The sequence below is a fragment of the Brucella sp. BE17 genome, from assembly GCF_039545455.1.
Classification (GTDB): domain Bacteria; phylum Pseudomonadota; class Alphaproteobacteria; order Rhizobiales; family Rhizobiaceae; genus Brucella.
On sequence record NZ_CP154467.1, the window covers coordinates 2,135,772 to 2,155,984 of the forward strand.

The following is a 20,213-nucleotide window of genomic DNA, read 5'->3' on the forward strand; positions in this document are numbered from 1 at the left end:
CGTTTCAACACGCCGCCCCGCTCAGTTGCCGATTAATTTGCCTTAATCTGGGTTACTAAACGGTGAAGTTTTGAAAGAAAACTGGAAACAGCAGAGGCCGATCGCCACCCCGTTCCCAACTTCAATGCAAAGAAAGCGGCGAGAGTTTGGCGTTGAAGTTTAGCATAGCCTTATAAATATGAAGCTTTTTTGATCTAAACTCGAAATAAATCCGAAAAATACGCACTTTCGCCGCTGACGCAATCAGGCAGCATGGGGTCAAACGGTCCCGATTATTTTTTCTGTTCACCCATTTGCGCATTGGCCTCTTCGTCAAGTGACTGCCGCGCAGCAAGCCTGTGGGCGGGGGTAATATGGCCGCGGAGCGCGGTGAGGGCGGCCATCAGCACCGCGACATCGTCGGTAAAGCCGATGCCGACAAGCAGGTCCGGTACGACATCAAAGGGCAGCACGAAATAAGCGAGTGCTGCCATCAGCGTCATGCGCACGCGCATCGGCGTCTTGCTGTCGAGCGCGCAATAATAAGCCGCCACGACCTCATCCATGAACGGGACCATGCGTCTTGCACGGCGTGCCGTTTTCCAAAAACCGTGCTTCACCCGTTCGCTGCGTTTTTTAAAATCGCTTTCGTTTCCGGGTTCAAGGATTTCACCGATTTTGACACTATCCATGCCTGTTGAACTCCTGTCGTGCAGCATTCTCGTTTGATTTCCTTGCAATAGATGGGGAGTGATAATGCCAAATGCAATCTTATCCATGCTTGATTTAACATCGGATAATAATTTAATAATATTTGCATTTTAGAGAAGTATTGTTAATATAAATTATTTTTAATAAGATGGATTGTTATTATGCAATTAAACAAAAAAGGTAAAGAAGTTGCGAAAGCTCCTGCTCCAGAACGTATTCATTGCGCGGATGAATTGATTCGTGGTCATTATGATATGAATGATTATGTAAAAGGAATGTGTTATGATGTCGCTGCATTTGTTCGTTATTTATATCTAGCTAGAATTGACTATAAAGAATTAGTATCCCTAAGTGCGGAAGCTTGGATAAAAATATTCAATTTCAAAGTTGGCACGGAATGGGATGGCATCAATTCTCTTTCAGGATCGAAAGCGGTTGGGTTTTGGAGAGAGCGTGATGATAAAGTATTTCATGCTGGAATCGCTGTTGGGGGAACCAAAATAAGGGCAATCAACGGCGGGGCTTTAGGAACTGTTTGGTGTCAACTTGTGGATTTAAGGACGGTTTTTGTGAGAAAGAGTCCTGACGGAACATTCATGTTTGAAGGGACAAAAATTCGAGTCTATATATCTGATCTTTAAAGATATTCATTCTTTAATTCGGTGTTTAAAAAGGTTGCAATTGCATTCATTTTTTGCGTCATCTTTATGTCGAGTTCGGTAATGCCCTTTTCGCTATGCGTGAAAAGGGTCACTCCGATACGATTATAGACATTGAACCATTCGGGGAGATGGTCGAGTTTTTCGGCATAAAGCGTTGCCCTCGTCGTGTAGCCGTTGTCGGATAATATAGTTTATATTTTTTATATGTAAGTTATTTGTGTTTATTTTTCTAATTAATGAAAATGATGGGGTTGAAGATGAAGCTTACGCCTAAGGGAAAGGAAGCCGCTCTGGGTTCTCCTGAAGAAAAAGCTGATTTATACGATAAGCTTCTTAAAGGAAAAGAAGAAGACGGCGGAAATATTGCAGATTATGTCTATAAAGGCATTTGCTATGAAGCAGTGGCATATGTTCGCTATCTGAAGGGGGGCAGCATATCGTTTGAGGATATCGTCACATTATCGGGTGATAAATGGGTCCCAAAACTTAAATTTGAAGACGGGCAGGTTTGGAATGGAACAATGCATTTGGAAACAGGAAAGGCGATTGGATTTAAAAGAGTTAGCCCTATTCAAGAATTTTTTCATGCAGGTATCACAAGTGGAGGCACCTATATTCGGGCTATAAATGGTAAATTACTGGGAGAAAAATGGACAAAATCAATTAATATAGTAGATGTGCTTGGTACCCGAAATCCTGATGGAACCTTCAATTTTGATCGATCAAAGATAAAGGTTTATATTTCTCCAGTATAAAATAATATTTAATATAATTGGTTCATCTGGATAGCCATAATTATCCCCAAATGGCTTTCTCTTTGTCTGCGATGATAATTCTGCCGCTACCCGCAAACCGAGGCGTGATGGCTGACGTGCTAGAAAAGCCTAACGTCTGCAATGTGCTGATCGACTTGCGGTGGGGTTCGTGAGTATAGTTCGTATAAAAACAGGCAGAGCTCTGATGGTTTTGCTAGCGTGGGGCTAGACCGCCATGAGCGCTGGACAGGCACCGCGCGATACCGATAGATAACTGTGGCCCGGTTATGGAAGGATCATGGATGCAAATTCAGTCATGTTTTCGCGCGCGCGTGATGTTTGGATCGTTGCTGGTCTTTGCTCTCTCTGCCATGCCCACACTGGCTGAAACCGTTGCGCCTGAGGCGCCTGTTAACGAGTCTGAAAAGACGCCGCCGACCTTAACACAGCCCGCTCCTTCGGGAACCGGACCGCGACTGAACCAGCCGCCGCCTATAACCAATCAGGCAGAATGGAAAAATGCCGTTGCGCAGACCTTGAGACGCCGCGCTGCCCGTCTGACGCGAACGCCCGAACTGCGCGAACTGGACGGAGAATTCAAGGTCACGATCAGCTTTTCTCTGTCGCCTGAGGGAAATGCTTCTGAAGTGAAGATTGTTTCGAGCTCAGGTCAGCCGCTGGTCGATGCAGCAGCACAGAAAATCTTTGCTGATGAAATCAAATTTCCGGCATTCACGCATGATATGAATAAAAGCGAGCCGATGAAACTGACGGCTCCGCTGCAATTCATGCTGGAAAAACCCGAGGCACCACCGGAACCGGCTGAACAACCCGCCGTGGATACGGCCCCGAAAGCCCCGTAACCTACAATTGTCTAAACAAGACTATTCATTTTGCGTGCCATCTTGATGTCGAGTTCGGTTATGCCCTTTTCGCTATGCGTGGAAAGGGTCACGTCGACGCGATTATAGACATTGAACCATTCGGGGTGATGGTCGAGCTTTTCGGCATAAAGCGCTGCTCGCGACATGAAGCCAAAGGCAGCGCTGAAATCCTTGAAGCGAAAACTTTTGGCTATCGCCTCGCGGTCTTCCACTTGACTCCAGCCGTCAAGCTCCGACAGTGCCTGTTCGATCTGCTCTTGTGTCAATCTGTTGCGTGTCATTGTCTTTCGCCTATGGTGATCACTTCAACCAACCCACAAAGCCTGCGAGAGTTCCGTGACCATCAAGCCTCCCACCAGCATTCTTTTCGTCTGTGCCGGCAATATATGCCGTTCTCCACTCGCCGAGGGTGTGATGGCCGATGTGCTTGAAAAGCGCAATGTGCAGGGTGTACCGATCGATTCGGCAGGCACCAATGGCTATCATACCGGCGAAGAGCCGGACGAGCGCTCGCTTATTGTCGCGGCAGATCACGGGCTTGATCTGTCCACGCAAAGCTGTCGGCAACTCAAAGCGGCTGATTTTACCCGCTTCGATCTGATCCTTGGCATGGATCGCTATAATATGCGCATGATCGCGGAGCGTCGGCCTCAGACTGTAACCAGTCGCATCGGCCTGTTCACTGAGATCGCGCAAGGCAAGGCGGTTGAAATCCCCGATCCCTATTATGGCGGCATCGAGGATTTTGAAAAAGTTTACCGGATGGTGCTTGCAGCTTCCAACGCATTGGCCGACCAGTTCTGGCCCGAACGGGAGATCAGAGGCCAGGCTTCCTCGACAATATAAGGACCGCCGCCGACGGAATCGCGTGATGACATAAGCACGAAACGCCCGACCTTGAAGGGCAGGGTAGCGAAATTTCCGCGCGAGGAGAGGTAATGGACCACCTCTTCGATGCGGGGATTGCGGAGCCGGGCCAGCGTCACATGGGGGATGAATTTGCGCGGGTCGGCGGGAATTCCGAGCCGCTGGCAGATGCGTTCGATTTCGGCCTGAAGCGCGTTGAGTTCGGGAGAAGGCGCCACGCCCGCATAGATACTGTGCGGTTTTTTGGAGCCGAACGCATCGACGCCGGAGAGGTTGAGCGTGAATTCGGGACGCCGCACGCGGTCGAGCGCATGGGCAATTTCGTCGGCCACATGGCCTTCCACATCTCCGATAAAGCGCAGGGTTATGTGATAGTTTTCGACATCGATCCAGCGTGCGCCGGGAAGTCCGCCGCGCAGAAGCGAGAGCGAAAGTGCGGCATCGCGCGGGATTTCGAGGGCAGTGAAAAGGCGCGGCATAGGGCATCCTCCTCGAAGCGTTCCATATCAGAGCGCTATGCGCCTAAAGACGCATAATGGACACTCCAATACAGAGGGTCATTGCATCCTGACGACCAGAATCAGTGCGATTCTGATCCATGCAGTGTCAGCGAATCATCGATTGAGTCTCGGGGCAAGCTGTTTGTTATCCGGCGCGACTTTAACCGCCGGATCTCCCCGATTTTTGATGGTTCGCAATCGTTTTTTCAATCAGCGGTAGAAAATTGTTCACAATCGTTTCGATCCCCTTTTCGTTCGGATGCATTCCGTCTTCGAGCAAAAGTGCCTTGTTGGCGGCAACGCCTTCAAGGAAGAACGGATAGAGGGCGACGCCGTGTTTCTCAGCCAATTTTGGATAGATCGGATTGAACTTTTCGGCGTAATCCTTGCCCATATTGGGCGGGGCCTGCATGCCAGCCAGAATGACGCCGATGTTGCGGCTTTTCAGCTTTGTCAGCATTTCATCAAGGTTTTGCTCGGTGATATCGGGTGAAATGCCGCGCAGCGCGTCATTGGCACCGAGTTCAAGAATGACGAGATCGGTGCCGTCAGGCACCGACCAATCGATGCGCGACAGGCCGCCGGTGGTGGTGTCGCCAGACACTCCCGCATTTTCGATGGAAACCGAAACCCCCTTGTCGTCGAGCGCTTTTTCAAGCTGCTGTGGAAAAGCGGCGTTGCCGGGAAGAAGATAGCCCGCCATAAGACTGTCGCCGAAACCGATGATTTTCGTCTGAGAAATCTGTTCGGTCGGCAGCGCCTCTTCAAGCCCGGTCGGCTCTTCCTGCGCATGAGCCGCGCTGAAGCCGAGAGCGAGAAAAGCTAGAATTGTCGCAAGAAACGACAGCTGCTTTGGAAATGAGAGTTTGAAACGCATCGTTGGCAACCCATATTCCTGACATTACGATTTGGTCTTCAGGCTTGTGCCGTAAAACCTTTTTTCAATTACTTGCGCAAAACAAGTTCGATTTTGTGACGCGCTCCAAGCTTATATAGGAATAAAAAAGCGTGACGGAACAGGCGTTGAACCCGATTATCGAACTTGAAAATGTGCATCTGACACTGGGACAGGCAGCGTCGCTCGTTCATGTGCTCAAGGGCGTGTCGCTCCATATCGCGCAAGGCCAGTCGGTTGGCATTGTCGGGCCGTCGGGTTCGGGCAAGTCCACACTCTTGATGGTTCTGGCGGGCTTGGAGCATATCGATAACGGAATTGTGAAGATCGCGGGCGAGACGATCAGTGCCATGAGCGAGGATCAGGCTGCCGGTTTTCGCGGCGCCAATATCGGTATCGTGTTCCAGTCCTTTCACCTCATCCCCAATATGACGGCGCTGGAAAATGTCGCTGTGCCACTTGAACTTGCCGGACGCAAGGATGCGTTTGCGGTGGCAGAGCGTGAATTGCACGTGGTCGGGCTTGGTGAGCGGCTCACGCATTATCCATCCGAATTGTCGGGCGGCGAGCAGCAGCGCGTGGCGATTGCGCGTGCTTTGGCACCGTCGCCGAAAATTCTCATCGCCGACGAGCCGACCGGCAATCTTGATACCACGACCGGACGCCAGATTGCCGATCTGCTGTTTACAAAACAGCGCGAAAATGGCCTGACGATGGTTCTGGTCACCCATGACCCCGCATTGGCTGCGCGTTGCGATGTGGAAATCCCGGTGCGTTCGGGCCGGATCGAAGAGCCGGCAATGGATGCTGCTTTGGAAAAAGCGGCGGTCCGCGCATGAATTCTAGGACATCGGTCTCGCTCGCCCTTCGTTTTGCGCTGCGCGAAATGCGCGGTGGCTTGTCGGGCTTCTACATCTTTCTGGCCTGTATCGCGCTTGGTGTGGCGGCGATTGGCGGCGTCAATTCGGTGGCGCGTTCGGTAAGCACCGGCATTGCGGCACAAGGCCAGAGCATTTTGGGCGGCGATGTGAGTTTTGCGCTCAATCAGCGTGAAGCCACAGCGGATGAACGCGGTTTTATTGAAAAGCAGGGCCGGATGGCTGAAAGCGCCACCATGCGCTCTATGGCGCGCCTGCCCGATGGATCCGACCAGTCGCTGGTGGAAGTCAAGGCTGTGGATGCGGCCTATCCGCTTTATGGCGAATTGAAGCTAGCGCCTGAACTGCCGCTTCAGGCGGTGATGGCCGATCAAAACGGCGTCTATGGCGCTGCTGTCAGTCAGGACTTTTTAAACCGCATGGGGCTTTCCATCGGCGCAAAAGTGCTGCTGGGGTCAGCTACGTTTAAAGTACGCGCACTGATCCAGAGCGAACCCGACCTTCTGTCATCGGGGTTTAATTTCGCGCCGCGCTTTCTGGTGTCTCTTGAGGGACTACGCGCTTCCGGGTTGATCCAGCCCGGAAGCCTCGTTGATCATATTTACAAGATCGCATTGCCCGATGGTGCACCTGACAGTGCCATTGCGCAATTGCGCCGTGAGGCAGCAAGCGATTTCCCCGATGCGGGCTGGAATATCCGCTCGCGGTCCAATGCAGCACCCGCGTTGAGCGCCAATATCGAGCGTTTTTCGCAATTCCTTACTCTTGTGGGGCTCACGGCGCTGATCGTCGGGGGTGTCGGGGTGGCAAATGCCGTGCGCGCTTATCTCGATGGAAAACGCGGGGTGATCGCCACCTTCAAATCGCTTGGTGCACCGGCACGCTTTGCGGTGCTGGTCTATCTGGTGCAGATCATGGTCATCGGCGTGATCGGCATTGCCATCGGGCTGTTGCTGGCGGCAACCATTCCTTATCTTGCGGGTGCTGTGCTCGCCAATTATCTGCCGGTCGCCGCAGGCGGCGGCTTCTTCCCTGATGCGCTGGCGCTTGCAGCCGTCTTCGGCCTCATCACCACGCTGGCCTTCGCGATCATTCCGCTGGGCCGTGCACGCGATATTCCTGCAACCGCATTGTTTCGCGAGCAGGGATTTGAGCAGCGTGGTTTACCGCCTCTGCTTTATCTCGCTCTTGCCGTACTGCTGATTGCAGCCCTTGCAGGGCTCGCGCTTTATGTCGCCTATGACCGTCGCGTGGCTGCGATTTTCATCATCGCATCGATTGCAGCCTTCGGTGTGCTGCGCATTGTCGCGGATGGGATCCGCTGGCTGGCGCGCCGCAGCCCTCGCGTGCGCTCGACGTCGCTCCGGCTGGCGCTTGGCAATATCCATCGCCCCGGTGCATTGACGCCTTCCGTTGTGCTCTCGCTGGGTCTTGGCTTGACGCTCATGGTGGCAATTGCGCTGATCGATGGCAATCTGCGCCGACAGGTGACGGAAAACATCCCCGAACAGGCGCCTGATTTCTTCTTTGTCGATATTCAGAACCGCGATATCGGTGATTTCAGAAAACTTATCACCGGTATTGTGCCGGACGGCAAGCTCACCTCCGGCCCTATGCTGCGCGGACGCATTACCGCGTTCAACGGCAACAATGTCCGCGACATGAATATTCCGCAGGAAGCGGCGTGGGTGTTGCGCGGCGACCGTGGTATTACCTTCTCCGATACGGTTCCCGATAATTCGACCTTGAGCGAAGGTGAATGGTGGCCCGCTGATTATAGTGGTGAACCGCTGGTCTCGTTTGCCGAGCGTGAAGCCCGCGATCTGGGCCTCAAGATCGGGGATGCCGTCACCGTCAATGTGCTTGGTCGCAGCATTACTGCGAAGATCGCAAGTTTTCGACAGGTGCAATGGGAAACGCTGGCGATGAATTTCGTCATGGTGTTTTCGCCCAATACTTTTGCCGGTGCGCCAACAACATGGCTTGCAACGCTGACCATGCCCGATGATGAGAAAAACCTTGCGCCCAATATACTACGTGAAGTGACAAAGACATGGCCTGCGGTAACGACCGTCAGCGTGACCGATGCGCTTGATGTGGCTAATAATCTGATCGGGCAACTGGCAACGGCCATCCGTGCCGCCGCTTCCATCGCGCTTGCCGCCTCGGTTCTGGTGCTGGGCGGTGCGCTTGCCGCTGGCAACCGCGCCCGGGTGCATGATGCCGTGGTACTCAAAACGCTAGGCGCCACCCGCTCAACGCTGATTTCCGCTTATGTGCTGGAATATATGCTGCTTGGTGTGGTGACAGCCCTTTTTGCGCTGGTGGCAGGCAGTATTGCGGGCTGGTATGTGATTGTTGAAGTCATGAAGCTCAAAGCACAGTTTCTGCCTGATGTCGCCGTCATGACGCTTGGTGTTGCGCTCGTGCTGACCATTGGTTTCGGCCTTGCCGGAACATGGCGGGTGCTGGGGCAGAAACCGGCAACTGTGCTGCGCACATTGTGAAAGATTTGTAATGATCAGCATGGCCCAATGCTAAGTCCTTGGATCGCATGGCATTTGCGCCGGATTTTTCTGCCGTCCATGGTGGTATTTTTTACAACTGGCCCTTGTGCGAAAGCGCCAAAATCCCCATAATGTCACGCAGGCATGCTGGGGTCCCGCCAGCGGCGCCTGGAGGCAATCCGGATTTCGGGCTTTTTGGGCTTGATTTGGGTATGCACCGACACCGGACGGGACAAGGCAAGAGGATTTTAAGTCATGGCTGACTTTCGTAACATTCAGGCGCAGCAGAGGCCGGTAGGCGGCGCTCGCGCTGACGCAACCATCGATCAAGGACTGCGCAGCTATATGCTGGGCGTCTATAATATGATGGCAATCGGTCTGGTCGTCACAGGCCTTGCTGCATTCGCTTTCGCATCGCTTGCGACCACGACCGATCAGGCACTCGCTGTTGCGCAGCTTGGCAACGGCAAACTGCTGACGGCATTTGGTGCTGCTATCTACACTTCGCCGCTACGCTGGGTGATCATGCTCGCGCCGCTGGCAGCTGTATTCTTCCTCAGCTTCCGCATTCAGAACCTTTCGGTTGCAACCGCGAATATGGTGTTTTGGGCCTATGCGGGTCTGGTCGGACTGTCGCTGTCGTCGGTCTTCCTCATCTACACCTCGTCGAGCATCGTGCAGACCTTCTTTGTGACCGCTGCCTCGTTCGGCGCATTGTCGCTCTATGGCTACACGACGAAGCGTGACCTCTCCGGGATGGGTTCTTTCCTGATGATGGGCCTGTTCGGTCTGATCATCGCCTCGGTCGTCAATATCTTCCTTGCTTCCTCCGCATTGCAGTTTGCAGTTTCGGCAATCGGTGTGCTGATCTTCGCAGGCCTTACCGCCTACGATACGCAGTCGATCAAGGAAATGTATTACGAAGGCGATTCGTCGGATGCTTATGGCCGCAAGGTCGTGATGGGCGCACTGCGTCTCTACCTCGACTTCATCAACATGTTCATGTTCCTGCTGCAGTTCCTGGGCAACCGCGAATAGCGCTCGGCAACGGCATCAAACAAAGGGCAGCGGAAACGCTGCCCTTTTTGCTTTTACAAAATGCTGTTTCGGGCGCATGGTGCTTCGCATCAATCCCTCCGGAATTTATTCAATGCCGCTTATTCGTGACTTTCAATTGGCCGACCTCGAGGCCATTACCGCCATTTATGCTCATGCTGTTCTGAACGAGGGCGGCTCGTACGAATTAGAAGCGCCATCAGATGCGGAGATGGGGCACCGTTTTGCGGCCCTGCGAGAGCAGGGGTTTCCAATTCTCGTGGCCGAAGAAGATGGTCAGGTGTTGGGTTATGCCTATGCGGGCTATTTCCGTCTTCGGCCTGCCTTTCGCTGGCTTGCAGAAGATTCGATCTATATCTCGCCCTCCGCAAAGGGCCAGGGCATTGGCAAGCTCTTGCTGCGAGCACTGATCGCCCGCATGACGGCGCTTGGCTTTAGGCAATTGCTGGCGGTTATCGGCGACGGTGAGCGTAATATCGGCTCCGTAAAGCTCCATGAAAGCCTTGGCTTCTCCCATAGCGGCCAGATCGAAGGCTCCGGCTTCAAGCATGGGCGCTGGCTTGATACAGTCCTCATGCAATTGTCGCTCAATGGTGGACGCTCATCCCTGCCGGATGCCCCGCCGCTCAACTCCTGATGTGATCAGTTGTCAATCAGCTTCAGGCTCTTATCAAACACGCGCAACACGCGCTCCAGCTCATGGCCGCGCTTCATGATCAGACCGCTTGCGGCGATCACCGAATAGGCCCCCTGTTTCTGTGCAAGTTTGGGGTTCTTTTCGATGCGAAACAGCGGCACCTCGCTTGTGCGTCGAAAGACCGAAAATACGGCCCGGTCACTTAAAAGGTCGATAGCATAATCGCGCCAGACACCCGAGGCGACCATGCGGCCATAGATGTTGAGGATTTTTCCCAGTTCATGGCGATCGAAGCTGACGGTGGGTGCTGGGGGTGGTGCGGCGGGGGCTTTCGCTGCATTCAATGTGATGACGTTTGGTGAAACAGAACGGTGCGAAGGCTGTGACGGTTCTTCTTTAGCGGCGTTGGAACTGCTCATGTGCTTCCTTTCGCTTCACTGTCCGATCACTTCATTGGATAAACCTGCACTCGCGGTAAAACCGGAGCGTCTTATTCCAATGTTCGGCCTATGACATTAGGATGATGCTTCTGTGAAGGAAATTCAAGAACCAAGCCGAATATCGTAGAAGGCAGAGTCAGATCGGGCGCGAAGATGTGCCTGAAAACAATATCTTAAAGGTCATTTGCAAAAATAACATCTTCAGCGCTTCATATCTGTAAACCAATTTAGAATTAACGGTATAAATTATTCTAATTTCTATCAAAATAAGAAATGAATTTGCATTTATCCGGTTTATATTCGCTCTAAATGCAGCCATAGATTTAATTTCGAGCAATTATTTGCGTATTAGCTGGTAACGAAATAAGAATGGCTGTTTGCAATGGTGATTGGAGGACACATTTTCGCCTCGCCTGGTTCGCATTGCAGCCCGATTATAACGTCAGCATCGCCGTGTTGCCTGAGACGGTTCGGTTCGGGTATGTCCGACCCCAAGCCCCCCGCCCAAAGGACTGCCTGAACCGAACCAACTCCTGACCGAACCGCAGCACGATTAATTCCCTGAGAATATTCTGGCAGCCTTGATGACGTGACCTATAATCCGAGTCGCGCCTTTTCCGTAAACACTGCCGCACCATGGATTGGGCCGAGCGAGTTATCGGGCCGCGTTTCCTGCAGGATGACCGCGCAGCCTGAAGCGTTCTTGCGCTTGAGTTCTGAGGCAGGCAATTCCACCTTCAGGGCTGTTCCGTCCCACATGCCGATTGTATTGATCTCGCTGACCGTGTTGCGATAGGTGAGCGCCTGTCCGGCATTTTCGCCGCCGCGGATCGGTATGGTGACGGAATCGCGGAAATAGAACACGACCACATGCACGGGGCTTTCGGGTTTTTCGCCTGCGCCGATTTCAATCGATAGTCGCCCATCGTCAAGCTGTCTGATGGCGGTCTTAACGTCAAGTTTGCTGCTATCGAGCGCCGTTTTGACAGAGGCTGCTTCACGTCCGTTGACTTCGGTTCGGCCATTGATCACAGCCTGCGGTGTGTAGATCATGCCCGCGCTAAAAGAATTGCGATAGGCTTTCTGCCGGTCGGTATTGTCCTGCGTGGCCAGCGTGTCACGCCAGCCCATATAGTCCCAGTAATTGACGTGAAACGATAGTGCCACAACACTTGGATCATCGGCATAGTCGGCAAAATTATCGTCTGCCTGCGGACAGGATTTACAGCCCTGACTTGTATAGAGTTCGAGCACTGCGGTTTTGCGAGCCTGATCCTGGGCTTTTGCTGCCGAAAGCGTGCAGATACAGCCGGTGAATGTCAGCCCTAATACAGCGCAAACGTTTCGCCAATCCGGCAGATACTCTGTCGTAAGCCGCACGGCTGTCCCGTGAAAAGGGAGCTGAACTGTCACTTGTCCTCATCCTGCAATAATTGGTGCTGTCATCTATTATGTAGGAAGTGTGTTGATCAATGGGAAGTCACGTTGCGGTGAGTTATTATTCAATAAAAAAACCGCCGGACTTCTCCGGCGGCTTCCAATTTTTGACCGTCGTGACTTAAGCGGCGAGGTCGCGCAGAACGGTTTGCAGAATGCCACCGTTCTTCATGTAATCAAGCTCGTCGAGTGTATCGATGCGGCAGATAAGCGGCACCTGTTTGACGGTGCCATCCGCATAGGTTATCGAAGCTTTGATCTTCTGGCGCGGGCGCACATCGGCAAGGCCTTCAATGGTGACCACTTCGTCGCCCTTCAGCCCCAGTGTTTGCCAGCTGGTGCCTTCTTCGAACACGAAAGGCACAATGCCCATGCCCACGAGGTTGGAGCGGTGGATACGCTCGAACGACTGCGCGATCACCGCTTTGACGCCAAGCAGGTTGGTGCCCTTGGCCGCCCAGTCACGCGAAGAACCGTTGCCGTATTCGACGCCTGCAAAGACCACCAGCGGCACGCCTTCGGCCTTGTATTCCATGGCCGCATCGTAGATCGACATCTCTTCTTTCGACGGGTAGTGGATGGTGTAGCCGCCTTCGCGCCCGTTTTCGCCCAGCATGTGGTTGCGGATGCGGATGTTTGCAAAGGTGCCGCGCATCATCACTTCATGATTGCCACGCCGTGTGCCGTACTGGTTGAAGTCGGCAACGCCGACGCCGTGATCGAGCAGGTATTTGCCTGCTGGCGATTGCGCCTTGATGGAACCTGCGGGCGAGATATGGTCGGTGGTGATCTTGTCGCCGAAGAGGCCGAGCACACGCGCCCCCTTGACGTCGGCAATGGTTCCAGCCGACTTGCCCATGCCGACAAAGTATGGCGGGTTCTGCACATAGGTCGAATTGTCGTCCCATGTATAGGTCTGCCCTGCCGGAACCTGAACGGCCTGCCAGTTGGCATCGCCCTTGAACACGTCGGCATATTTTTCAGAGAAGATTTTCCGCGTGACGTTCTTGGTGATGAACTCCTGGATTTCCTGAGAGGAAGGCCAGATATCGCGCAAGAATACAGGATTGCCGTTCTGGTCTTCGCCAAGCGGTTCCTTGGTCAGGTCCTTGGTGACGGTGCCCGCCAGCGCATGGGCGACGACCAGCGGCGGCGAGGCCAGATAGTTGGCCTGAACGTCAGGCGACACACGACCTTCAAAGTTGCGGTTACCGGAAAGAACCGCAGCCGCAATCAGGCCCTTGTCATTGATGGTCTTTGAAATGGGCGCTGGCAGCGGACCGGAATTGCCGATGCAGGTCGTGCAGCCGAAGCCGACAAGGTTGAAGCCCAACGCATCGAGATCCTTTTGCAACCCAGCCGATTCGAGATAGGCCGCAACCACCTGTGAGCCGGGTGCAAGCGAGGTTTTCACCCAAGGCTTGGTCTTGAGCCCCTTGGCCACCGCATTGCGGGCCAGAAGTCCGGCTGCAATCAGCACGCTCGGATTGGACGTGTTGGTGCAGGATGTGATGGCGGCGATCGCCACATCGCCATGGCCCAAGTCGAAATCTTCGCCTTCAACCGGATAGCGCGTGGTCTGACCGGTGGTCTTCTTGTACTCGGTCTCAAGCGAGGTTGCGAAGCCTGAGCCGATATTTTCTAGCGGAATGCGGCCTTCGGGGCGCTTGGGGCCTGCCATGGACGGCACGACTTCGCTCATATCGAGTTCGAGAATATCGGTGAAGACAGGGTCTTCCGATCCCTTTTCACGCCACATGCCCTGCGCACGCGAATAGGCTTCAACCAGTGCGATACGGTCTTCGTCGCGACCGGTTGTGTTCATATAGTTGAGCGTTTCGCGGTCGATGGGGAAGAAGCCGCAGGTCGCGCCATATTCCGGACCCATGTTTGCGATGGTCGCACGGTCGGCCAACGTCATGTTTTCAAGGCCTTCGCCGAAGAATTCGACGAACTTGCCGACAACACCCTTCTTGCGCAGCATTTGTGTCACGGTCAGCACGAGGTCGGTCGCGGTCACGCCTTCCTTGACCTTGCCGGTCAGGCGGAAGCCTACGACTTCAGGCAAAAGCATGGAAACCGGCTGGCCGAGCATGGCAGCTTCCGCCTCGATACCGCCTACGCCCCAGCCAAGAACGCCAAGGCCGTTGACCATCGTGGTGTGGCTGTCGGTGCCGACACAGGTATCGGGATAAGCGGTGGTTTCGCCATCTTCTTCCTTGGTCCACACGGCCTGCGCCAGATATTCAAGATTGACCTGATGGCAGATGCCGGTGCCGGGCGGTACGACGCGGAAATTCTTGAATGCCTGCTGACCCCATTTAAGGAAGCGATAGCGTTCGCCATTACGCTCATACTCAAGATCGACATTATGCTGGAAAGCCATCGGATTGCCGAAATCATCGACAATGACCGAGTGGTCGATGACGAGATCGACAGGCACGAGCGGATTGATCTTTTCGGGATCACCACCCAGCGATTTCAGGCCATCGCGCATGGCGGCAAGATCGACGACTGCGGGAACGCCGGTAAAGTCCTGCATGAGTACGCGTGCCGGGCGATAGGCGATTTCTGCACCCGCCTTGCCGCGGTCGGCAAGCCATTTCGCAACGGCTTCGATGTCTGCTTTCTTGACGGAACGGTCATCCTCGAAGCGGAGCAGGTTTTCGAGCAGAACCTTCATGGAAAAAGGCAGCTTGGAAATCCCTTCCAAGCCATTCTTTTCGGCTTCTGTCAGGCTGTAATAGACATAATCCTTGCCATTGACGGTAAGGGTCTTGCGGCATTTGAAACTGTCGATGTGCGACACTGCGTTCGTCCTTCATGCTACTGGCCGGAAAACCAGGACGAACGCCTAGGCTGCGTTTCAAGGACGCGCCAAGGTGCGGGTGCAGTCATTTCCGCTGTCCGTCCCGAGGCCTGCGACTTTCAAATCTTTCGATTTTGCGGGGCAACAGGTGTTTGAGATCGGCCAAAAATGGTTTCCACACCGACCGCTGGCATGGTAGCCACCATATAGATAGTTTTCTAAAACGATTCCAGACAGAATCGTATCAATTTGCCCCCTTGCGGCGAAATGTTGCGATAGCCCGTTTTGCCGCCGTTTCGAATGTGCCAGAGCGGGTTCAGGAGAGAAAATGCAGCTTGTGGCCGAAAATCTGGCGGGGGAACGCGGCGGCGAGACGATCTTTGCGCAGCTTTCTTTTTCCCTTTGGCGGGGTGAAGCGCTTGTTGTGACTGGCCCTAACGGCTCGGGAAAATCGACGCTTTTGCGAATCATCTGTGGGCTGCTGCCAGTGGAAGCCGGCAGCATAAGATTGCGCGATCATGGGGAAAATCTGCCGATACGCGCTGCCTGTCATTATCTCGGTCACCAAAACGCCATGAAGCCCGCATTAAGCGTGCGCGAAAACCTAGGTTTCTGGCAACAGTTTCATGGCGACCAACAATATGACATTACCGAGGCGCTGGAGGCGGTGGATCTGTCGGGTGTCGAGGAACTACCCTTCGGCTATCTTTCGACGGGCCAAAAACGCCGCGTTTCAATCGCAAAGCTGCTGGTCAGCCACCGTCCGCTGTGGATCGTTGACGAGCCGACTGCGGGTCTCGACAAGGCTTCAGAAGCGCGCTTTGCGCAATTAATGCTCGATCATATGGGTAAGGGCGGCATGGTGATTGCTGCAACCCATATTCCGTTGGGGCTTGAAGGTGTCAACAGGGTTGATATGTCCGATTACCCATTCGAGGCCGCGTGATGGGAGCCTTGTTTATTCGCGATTTGCGTCTGAGTTTTCGTGCTGGCGGTGGCGCGCTGATCGGTATTTTATTTTTTCTAGCCGTCATTTCCGTAATGCCCTTCGGCGTCGGCCCAGACCTCAATTTGCTCGCACGCATCGGCCCGGCGATGTTGTGGATCGGCGCGCTTCTGGCAACGCTTCTCGGCCTTGACCGGCTGTTTCAGGCCGACCGCGAAGATGGCTCGCTTGACCTGCTGTTGATTGGCGCGGAACGGCATATGCTAACGCTGACCGTCTTCATGAAATGCTTGGCGCATTGGGTGGCAAGTGTGCTTCCACTGGTGGTCGCGACCCCGCTGCTGGGGCTGTTCATGAATATGGAGCCCTCGGGCATTGGTGCGACGGCCTTGACACTTTTGGTTGGAACGCCCGCCATAACCTTCATCGGTGCGGTCGGTGCGGCACTGGCCGTAGCCCTTCCACGCGGTGGCCTGCTCGTCTCCGTCATCGTGCTGCCGCTGACCATTCCGGTGCTTATTTTCGGCGTTTCGGCTTCTTATGGCGCAACGGGCGATGTCGAGCCGTTTCTGGCGCCGTTCCTCATTCTATCCGCATTGACGCTGTTTTTCGCGGTGCTGGGGCCGCTTGCCGCGAGTGCTGTGCTCAAAGGTTCGGCGGATTGAACATGATCCTGAAAAGTGAGAACTGGCTTTCAGATAAGATCATGTCTGGCGGATTGACGCAGTTGATTACAGTCAATTGAACGCCATGGGGTGGCAAGGTAAGTATAGCGCATGACCAAAGTCACCACGAAACCCACAAGCTGGCTTGATCTTGCCAATCCAACGCGTTTCCTTGCTTTTGCGAGCAAGGTTTTGCCGTGGTTGGGGCTTTTATCAGCACTTTTTCTCGCAGTGGGTCTATACATGGTGTTTCTGTCGCCCGACGATTACCAGCAAGGCCTGACGGTGCGCATCATGTATATCCATGTGCCTTTCGCATGGCTTTCGATGATGTGCTATTCGATCATGGCGCTCTCGGCACTGGGAACGCTTGTGTGGCGGCATCCGCTGGCTGACGTGTCGATCCGCGCCGCAGCCCCATTGGGTGCGATGTTTACGGCTTTGGCGCTCGCCACCGGCTCGCTCTGGGGCAAGCCGATGTGGGGTACATGGTGGGTGTGGGATGCGCGTCTCACCTCCGTCTTCGTTCTGTTCTTGATGTATCTTGGCATTATCGCACTGTCGCGGGCCTTTGCCGATCCTGCCAAAAGTGCAAAGCCGGTGGCGGTATTGACCCTTGTCGGCTTTATCAATGTTCCGATCATCAAATTCTCAGTCGACTGGTGGAATACTCTGCATCAGCCCGCTTCGGTGTTTCGTATGGATGGACCGACCATCGACGGTTCGATGCTGCGCCCGCTTTTCGTGATGGCGATTGGTTTTACGCTTTTGTTCATCACGCTACACATAATGGCGATGCGCAATGAAATCTGGCGCAGGCGTGTTGCCTCGATGAAGAAGCTTGCCGCACGTAGTGCCGACCGCAACCGGCAGCCAGCGGGAGAGCGTCTATGAACACGCATCTTGGCTTCGTCATCATTGCCTATGGCGTCACTGTGGTGGCGCTTATGATTACCATCTGCTGGATCATAATCGACCAGCGCTTGCTAAAGCGCGAATTGCAGCGGCTTGAGGCGCAAGGTTTGCGCCGCCGTTCGGCAAAGCCTGTTTCCGAGACCGCATAATGAGCGATAAAACCCAAAAACCTGCTGGTGCAAGCCGCCGCACGGCGCTGATCGCGCTTCTGCCGCTCTTGATTTTTGTGGCACTTGCGGGCGTTTTCACTGTTCAGCTTTTATCGGGCAAGGATAATTCGACCATTCCGTCAGCCCTGATCGGCAAGCCTGCGCCGCAGACCGATCTTTCGCCCGTTGAAGGACTTTTGCGCGATGGCGTGCCGGTGCCGGGCCTCAACAGTGACGATTTCAAGGGAAAACTGACGCTGGTCAATGTTTGGGGGTCGTGGTGCGTACCCTGCCGTCAGGAGCATCCGCTGCTGATGCAGATCGCCAAGGATGAGCGCATCCGCGTGGTTGGCCTCAATTACAAGGACGAGCCGGAAAATGCGCGGCGTTTCTTAGGTGATCTCGGCAATCCCTTTGCGGCGGTGGGTAGCGACCGAACAGGTCGCTCGGCGATTGAATGGGGCGTCTATGGCGTTCCCGAAACATTTCTGGTCGGCCCCGACGGCAGGATCCTATACAAGCATGTCGGGCCGTTTACTAAACAATCGGTGCGGGACGACCTGATGCCAGCGGTCGAGAGGGCGCAGCAATAATCAATGAATTTCTGAAATGAAAAAACCCCGCATATGCGGGGCTTTTGCTTTTTCTATCTCAATCCGGCAGTTTTCTGACAGCGCCCTTGGCAGCACTTGTTGCCATCGCGGCATAGGCTTTCAACGCGGTCGACACCTTGCGCTTGCGGTTTTCAACCGGCTTCCACCCGCTCTCGTCCTGTTCGGCACGGCGTTCGGCAAGTGTCGCATCATCGACGGCCAGATGAATCTTGCGGTTGGGGATATCGATATCGATGATATCACCCTCGCGCACCAGACCGATTGTGCCACCTTCGGCGGCTTCTGGGGAAACGTGGCCGATGGAAAGCCCCGACGAGCCGCCCGAAAAACGCCCATCGGTGATCAGCGCGCAATCCTTGCCCAGACCTTTTGATTTGAGGTAGCTGGTTGGATAAAGCATTTCCTGCATGCCCGGTCCGCCGCGCGGGCCTTCATAGCGGATCAGTACAATGTCACCCGCCTTGATCTTGCCGTTCAGAATGCCGAGCACGGCACTATCCTGGCTCTCGAAAATACGCGCCGGTCCTGAGAACTTGAGGATCGAATCGTCCACGCCCGCCGTCTTTACGATGCAGCCGTCTTCAGCGAGATTGCCATAGAGAACGGCGAGACCACCATCCTGAGAAAAAGCGTGTTCTTTTGCGCGAATGACGCCTTTTTCACGGTCGGTATCGACGCTGTCAAAGCGGCGCTCCTGGCTAAAGGCCACCTGTGTCGGCACACCGCCGGGGGCTGCGCGATAGAACTTATGCACCATGTCGCTCGTTGTGCGCGTTACGTCCCAATGATCAAGCGCCTTGCCAAGCGTTTCGCTGTGTACGGTCGGGAGCGTCGTGGTCAGAAGCCCTGCTTTTTCAAGCTGGCCCAGAATGCCCATGATGCCACCAGCATGATGCACGTCTTCCATATGCACATTGGCGATAGCGGGCGCCACTTTACACAAAACCGGTACGCGGCGTGACAGCCGATCGATATCGGCCATCGTGAAATCGACTTCCGCCTCTTGTGCGGCAGCCAACAGATGCAGCACCGTGTTGGTGGAACCACCCATGGCGATATCGAGCGTCATGGCGTTTTCGAAAGCCTCAAACGTGGCAATCGAACGCGGCAAAACGGAAGCGTCGTCCTGTTCGTAATAACGGCGTGCCAGATCGACCACCAGATGACCGGCTTCGACAAAAAGCCGCTTGCGGTCGGCGTGTGTTGCAAGTGTTGAACCGTTGCCCGGCAGCGAAAGGCCGAGCGCTTCGGTGAGGCAGTTCATGGAATTTGCTGTAAACATGCCCGAGCATGAGCCGCAGGTCGGACATGCCGAGCGCTCGATGGCCTTGACCTGATCGTCCGAATAATGATCGTCTGCGGCCGCAACCATGGCGTCGACCAGGTCGAGTTTCTTCACCTCGTCGTCCCAAACAACCTTGCCTGCTTCCATCGGCCCGCCGGACACGAAGACAACCGGGATGTTGAGACGCAGTGACGCCATCAGCATGCCGGGCGTGATCTTGTCGCAATTGGAAATGCAGACCATCGCATCGGCACAGTGCGCATTGACCATATATTCGACCGAGTCGGCGATCAGCTCGCGCGAGGGCAGCGAATAGAGCATACCGTCATGGCCCATGGCGATGCCGTCGTCGACCGCAATGGTGTTGAATTCCTTGGCCACACCACCTGCTGCTTCGATCTCACGCGCAACAAGCTGGCCCATGTCTTTCAAATGCACATGGCCGGGCACGAATTGCGTAAACGAATTCACTACCGCAATGATAGGCTTGCCGAAATCATCGTCCTTCATGCCTGTGGCGCGCCACAGGCCGCGAGCGCCGGCCATATTGCGACCATGGGTGGTTGTACGCGAACGATATGCGGGCATTTTCAAACCTTTTAGGAACTCTTCCAACTTTGCA

21 protein-coding genes and 1 pseudogene are annotated in these 20,213 nt (G+C 54.4%); 13 read left to right on the forward strand and 9 right to left on the reverse strand.

Annotation, left to right across the window (positions count from 1 at the left end):
* Window positions 1-272 precede the first annotated feature (272 nt).
* Entirely contained in the window at window positions 273-671 is a 399-nt protein-coding gene (locus AAIB41_RS10375; RefSeq protein WP_343313266.1) for a YkvA family protein, read from the reverse strand.
* Between the two features lie 180 nt (window positions 672-851).
* On the opposite strand from AAIB41_RS10375, the gene AAIB41_RS10380 reads away from it, so the two are divergent.
* Window positions 852-1,331 carry a hypothetical protein gene (locus AAIB41_RS10380; RefSeq protein ID WP_343313267.1) on the forward strand — a complete coding sequence of 160 codons (480 nt, stop codon included), beginning with the start codon at window positions 852-854 and terminating at the stop codon, window positions 1,329-1,331.
* Here AAIB41_RS10380 and AAIB41_RS10385 read toward each other — a convergent pair.
* Window positions 1,328-1,525: pseudogene (locus AAIB41_RS10385) on the reverse strand (4a-hydroxytetrahydrobiopterin dehydratase); the annotation flags it as partial. The gene AAIB41_RS10380 and the pseudogene AAIB41_RS10385 sit on opposite strands and share 4 nt — an antisense overlap.
* An 84-nt stretch (window positions 1,526-1,609) precedes the next feature.
* On the opposite strand from AAIB41_RS10385, the gene AAIB41_RS10390 reads away from it, so the two are divergent.
* Window positions 1,610-2,107, forward strand: coding sequence for a hypothetical protein (locus AAIB41_RS10390; RefSeq protein ID WP_343313269.1), 498 nt, complete (start codon window positions 1,610-1,612; stop codon window positions 2,105-2,107).
* 302 nt (window positions 2,108-2,409) lie between these two features.
* Complete coding sequence (locus tag AAIB41_RS10395; RefSeq protein ID WP_343313270.1) at window positions 2,410-2,970, forward strand: TonB family protein; 561 nt, start codon at window positions 2,410-2,412, stop codon at window positions 2,968-2,970.
* Between the two features lie 11 nt (window positions 2,971-2,981).
* On the opposite strand, the gene AAIB41_RS10400 is transcribed toward AAIB41_RS10395, so the two are convergent.
* A complete protein-coding gene (locus AAIB41_RS10400; RefSeq protein WP_343313271.1) occupies window positions 2,982-3,272 on the reverse strand; it encodes a 4a-hydroxytetrahydrobiopterin dehydratase in 291 nt (96 codons plus the stop codon).
* Between the two features lie 55 nt (window positions 3,273-3,327).
* Here AAIB41_RS10400 and AAIB41_RS10405 point away from each other — a divergent pair, with 55 nt between their 5' ends.
* Window positions 3,328-3,837 carry a low molecular weight protein-tyrosine-phosphatase gene (locus tag AAIB41_RS10405; protein WP_343313273.1) on the forward strand — a complete coding sequence of 170 codons (510 nt, stop codon included), beginning with the start codon at window positions 3,328-3,330 and terminating at the stop codon, window positions 3,835-3,837.
* Here the strand turns inward: AAIB41_RS10405 and thpR are convergent.
* Window positions 3,747-4,337, reverse strand: a complete 591-nt coding sequence (thpR, locus tag AAIB41_RS10410) for an RNA 2',3'-cyclic phosphodiesterase (protein ID WP_343313275.1) — start codon at window positions 4,335-4,337, stop codon at window positions 3,747-3,749. The two genes, AAIB41_RS10405 and thpR, sit on opposite strands and share 91 nt — an antisense overlap.
* A 181-nt stretch (window positions 4,338-4,518) precedes the next feature.
* The gene (locus tag AAIB41_RS10415) at window positions 4,519-5,235 is read right to left on the reverse strand and encodes an arylesterase (RefSeq protein WP_343313277.1); all 717 of its coding nucleotides are present in this window, start codon (window positions 5,233-5,235) and stop codon (window positions 4,519-4,521) included.
* A 131-nt stretch (window positions 5,236-5,366) separates the two neighbouring features.
* On the opposite strand from AAIB41_RS10415, the gene AAIB41_RS10420 reads away from it, so the two are divergent.
* The 4 genes from AAIB41_RS10420 (at window position 5,367) to AAIB41_RS10435 (ending at window position 10,331) form a co-directional block, all read left to right on the forward strand.
* Window positions 5,367-6,092: an ABC transporter ATP-binding protein gene (locus tag AAIB41_RS10420; protein ID WP_343313278.1), complete on the forward strand. Its 726-nt coding sequence runs from the start codon at window positions 5,367-5,369 to the stop codon at window positions 6,090-6,092.
* On the forward strand, window positions 6,089-8,638 hold the full coding sequence (locus AAIB41_RS10425) for an ABC transporter permease (protein WP_343313280.1): 2,550 nt from the start codon (window positions 6,089-6,091) through the stop codon (window positions 8,636-8,638). The genes AAIB41_RS10420 and AAIB41_RS10425 overlap by 4 nt, the downstream gene beginning before the upstream one ends.
* Before the next feature lie 255 nt (window positions 8,639-8,893).
* The gene (locus AAIB41_RS10430) at window positions 8,894-9,676 is read left to right on the forward strand and encodes a Bax inhibitor-1/YccA family protein (protein WP_343313282.1); all 783 of its coding nucleotides are present in this window, start codon (window positions 8,894-8,896) and stop codon (window positions 9,674-9,676) included.
* A gap of 112 nt (window positions 9,677-9,788) precedes the next feature.
* Window positions 9,789-10,331, forward strand: a complete 543-nt coding sequence (locus AAIB41_RS10435; RefSeq protein WP_343313283.1) for an N-acetyltransferase family protein — start codon at window positions 9,789-9,791, stop codon at window positions 10,329-10,331.
* A gap of 5 nt (window positions 10,332-10,336) precedes the next feature.
* Here the strand turns inward: AAIB41_RS10435 and AAIB41_RS10440 are convergent, their stop codons facing one another.
* From AAIB41_RS10440 to acnA, 3 genes are all read right to left on the reverse strand, one after another.
* Window positions 10,337-10,750, reverse strand: a complete 414-nt coding sequence (locus tag AAIB41_RS10440; RefSeq protein ID WP_343313284.1) for a DUF2794 domain-containing protein — start codon at window positions 10,748-10,750, stop codon at window positions 10,337-10,339.
* A gap of 615 nt (window positions 10,751-11,365) precedes the next feature.
* Entirely contained in the window at window positions 11,366-12,130 is a 765-nt protein-coding gene (locus AAIB41_RS10445; RefSeq protein ID WP_343314741.1) for a thioredoxin family protein, read from the reverse strand.
* Between the two features lie 199 nt (window positions 12,131-12,329).
* The gene (gene acnA / locus AAIB41_RS10450) at window positions 12,330-15,017 is read right to left on the reverse strand and encodes an aconitate hydratase AcnA (RefSeq protein ID WP_343313286.1); all 2,688 of its coding nucleotides are present in this window, start codon (window positions 15,015-15,017) and stop codon (window positions 12,330-12,332) included.
* A gap of 328 nt (window positions 15,018-15,345) precedes the next feature.
* Between acnA and ccmA the strand changes: the two genes are divergently transcribed.
* The 5 genes from ccmA to AAIB41_RS10475 all read left to right on the forward strand — a co-directional run bounded on the left by ccmA (window position 15,346) and on the right by AAIB41_RS10475 (window position 18,285).
* Entirely contained in the window at window positions 15,346-15,963 is a 618-nt protein-coding gene (gene ccmA / locus AAIB41_RS10455) for a heme ABC exporter ATP-binding protein CcmA (RefSeq protein ID WP_343313288.1), read from the forward strand.
* Complete coding sequence (ccmB, locus tag AAIB41_RS10460; protein WP_343313289.1) at window positions 15,963-16,628, forward strand: heme exporter protein CcmB; 666 nt, start codon at window positions 15,963-15,965, stop codon at window positions 16,626-16,628. Before ccmA ends, ccmB begins: the two co-directional genes overlap by 1 nt.
* A 111-nt stretch (window positions 16,629-16,739) precedes the next feature.
* Complete coding sequence (locus AAIB41_RS10465; RefSeq protein WP_343313291.1) at window positions 16,740-17,522, forward strand: heme ABC transporter permease; 783 nt, start codon at window positions 16,740-16,742, stop codon at window positions 17,520-17,522.
* Window positions 17,519-17,692 (forward strand): heme exporter protein CcmD, encoded by a 174-nt coding sequence (ccmD, locus tag AAIB41_RS10470; protein ID WP_343313293.1) that lies wholly within the window; start codon window positions 17,519-17,521, stop codon window positions 17,690-17,692. Before AAIB41_RS10465 ends, ccmD begins: the two co-directional genes overlap by 4 nt.
* Window positions 17,692-18,285 carry a DsbE family thiol:disulfide interchange protein gene (locus tag AAIB41_RS10475; RefSeq protein WP_343313295.1) on the forward strand — a complete coding sequence of 198 codons (594 nt, stop codon included), beginning with the start codon at window positions 17,692-17,694 and terminating at the stop codon, window positions 18,283-18,285. The genes ccmD and AAIB41_RS10475 overlap by 1 nt, the downstream gene beginning before the upstream one ends.
* Window positions 18,286-18,343: 58 nt before the next feature.
* Here AAIB41_RS10475 and ilvD read toward each other — a convergent pair whose 3' ends face one another.
* The gene (gene ilvD / locus AAIB41_RS10480; protein WP_343313297.1) at window positions 18,344-20,179 is read right to left on the reverse strand and encodes a dihydroxy-acid dehydratase; all 1,836 of its coding nucleotides are present in this window, start codon (window positions 20,177-20,179) and stop codon (window positions 18,344-18,346) included.
* Window positions 20,180-20,213 lie beyond the last annotated feature (34 nt).

Bases quoted from the DNA above. Each gene is read 5' to 3' on its own strand.
- ilvD (WP_343313297.1), bottom strand. From the start codon at position 20,179: ATGCCCGCATATCGTTCGCGTACAACCACCCATGGTCGCAATATGGCC.
- AAIB41_RS10395 (WP_343313270.1), top strand. From the start codon at position 2,410: ATGCAAATTCAGTCATGTTTTCGCGCGCGCGTGATGTTTGGATCGTTG.
- AAIB41_RS10475 (WP_343313295.1), top strand. From the start codon at position 17,692: ATGAGCGATAAAACCCAAAAACCTGCTGGTGCAAGCCGCCGCACGGCG.
- AAIB41_RS10415 (WP_343313277.1), bottom strand. From the start codon at position 5,235: ATGCGTTTCAAACTCTCATTTCCAAAGCAGCTGTCGTTTCTTGCGACA.
- AAIB41_RS10400 (WP_343313271.1), bottom strand. From the start codon at position 3,272: ATGACACGCAACAGATTGACACAAGAGCAGATCGAACAGGCACTGTCG.
- AAIB41_RS10440 (WP_343313284.1), bottom strand. From the start codon at position 10,750: ATGAGCAGTTCCAACGCCGCTAAAGAAGAACCGTCACAGCCTTCGCAC.
- AAIB41_RS10425 (WP_343313280.1), top strand. From the start codon at position 6,089: ATGAATTCTAGGACATCGGTCTCGCTCGCCCTTCGTTTTGCGCTGCGC.
- ccmD (WP_343313293.1), top strand. From the start codon at position 17,519: ATGAACACGCATCTTGGCTTCGTCATCATTGCCTATGGCGTCACTGTG.
- ccmB (WP_343313289.1), top strand. From the start codon at position 15,963: ATGGGAGCCTTGTTTATTCGCGATTTGCGTCTGAGTTTTCGTGCTGGC.
- thpR (WP_343313275.1), bottom strand. From the start codon at position 4,337: ATGCCGCGCCTTTTCACTGCCCTCGAAATCCCGCGCGATGCCGCACTT.
- AAIB41_RS10380 (WP_343313267.1), top strand. From the start codon at position 852: ATGCAATTAAACAAAAAAGGTAAAGAAGTTGCGAAAGCTCCTGCTCCA.
- AAIB41_RS10390 (WP_343313269.1), top strand. From the start codon at position 1,610: ATGAAGCTTACGCCTAAGGGAAAGGAAGCCGCTCTGGGTTCTCCTGAA.
- AAIB41_RS10435 (WP_343313283.1), top strand. From the start codon at position 9,789: ATGCCGCTTATTCGTGACTTTCAATTGGCCGACCTCGAGGCCATTACC.
- AAIB41_RS10375 (WP_343313266.1), bottom strand. From the start codon at position 671: ATGGATAGTGTCAAAATCGGTGAAATCCTTGAACCCGGAAACGAAAGC.
- AAIB41_RS10430 (WP_343313282.1), top strand. From the start codon at position 8,894: ATGGCTGACTTTCGTAACATTCAGGCGCAGCAGAGGCCGGTAGGCGGC.
- ccmA (WP_343313288.1), top strand. From the start codon at position 15,346: ATGCAGCTTGTGGCCGAAAATCTGGCGGGGGAACGCGGCGGCGAGACG.
- AAIB41_RS10465 (WP_343313291.1), top strand. From the start codon at position 16,740: ATGACCAAAGTCACCACGAAACCCACAAGCTGGCTTGATCTTGCCAAT.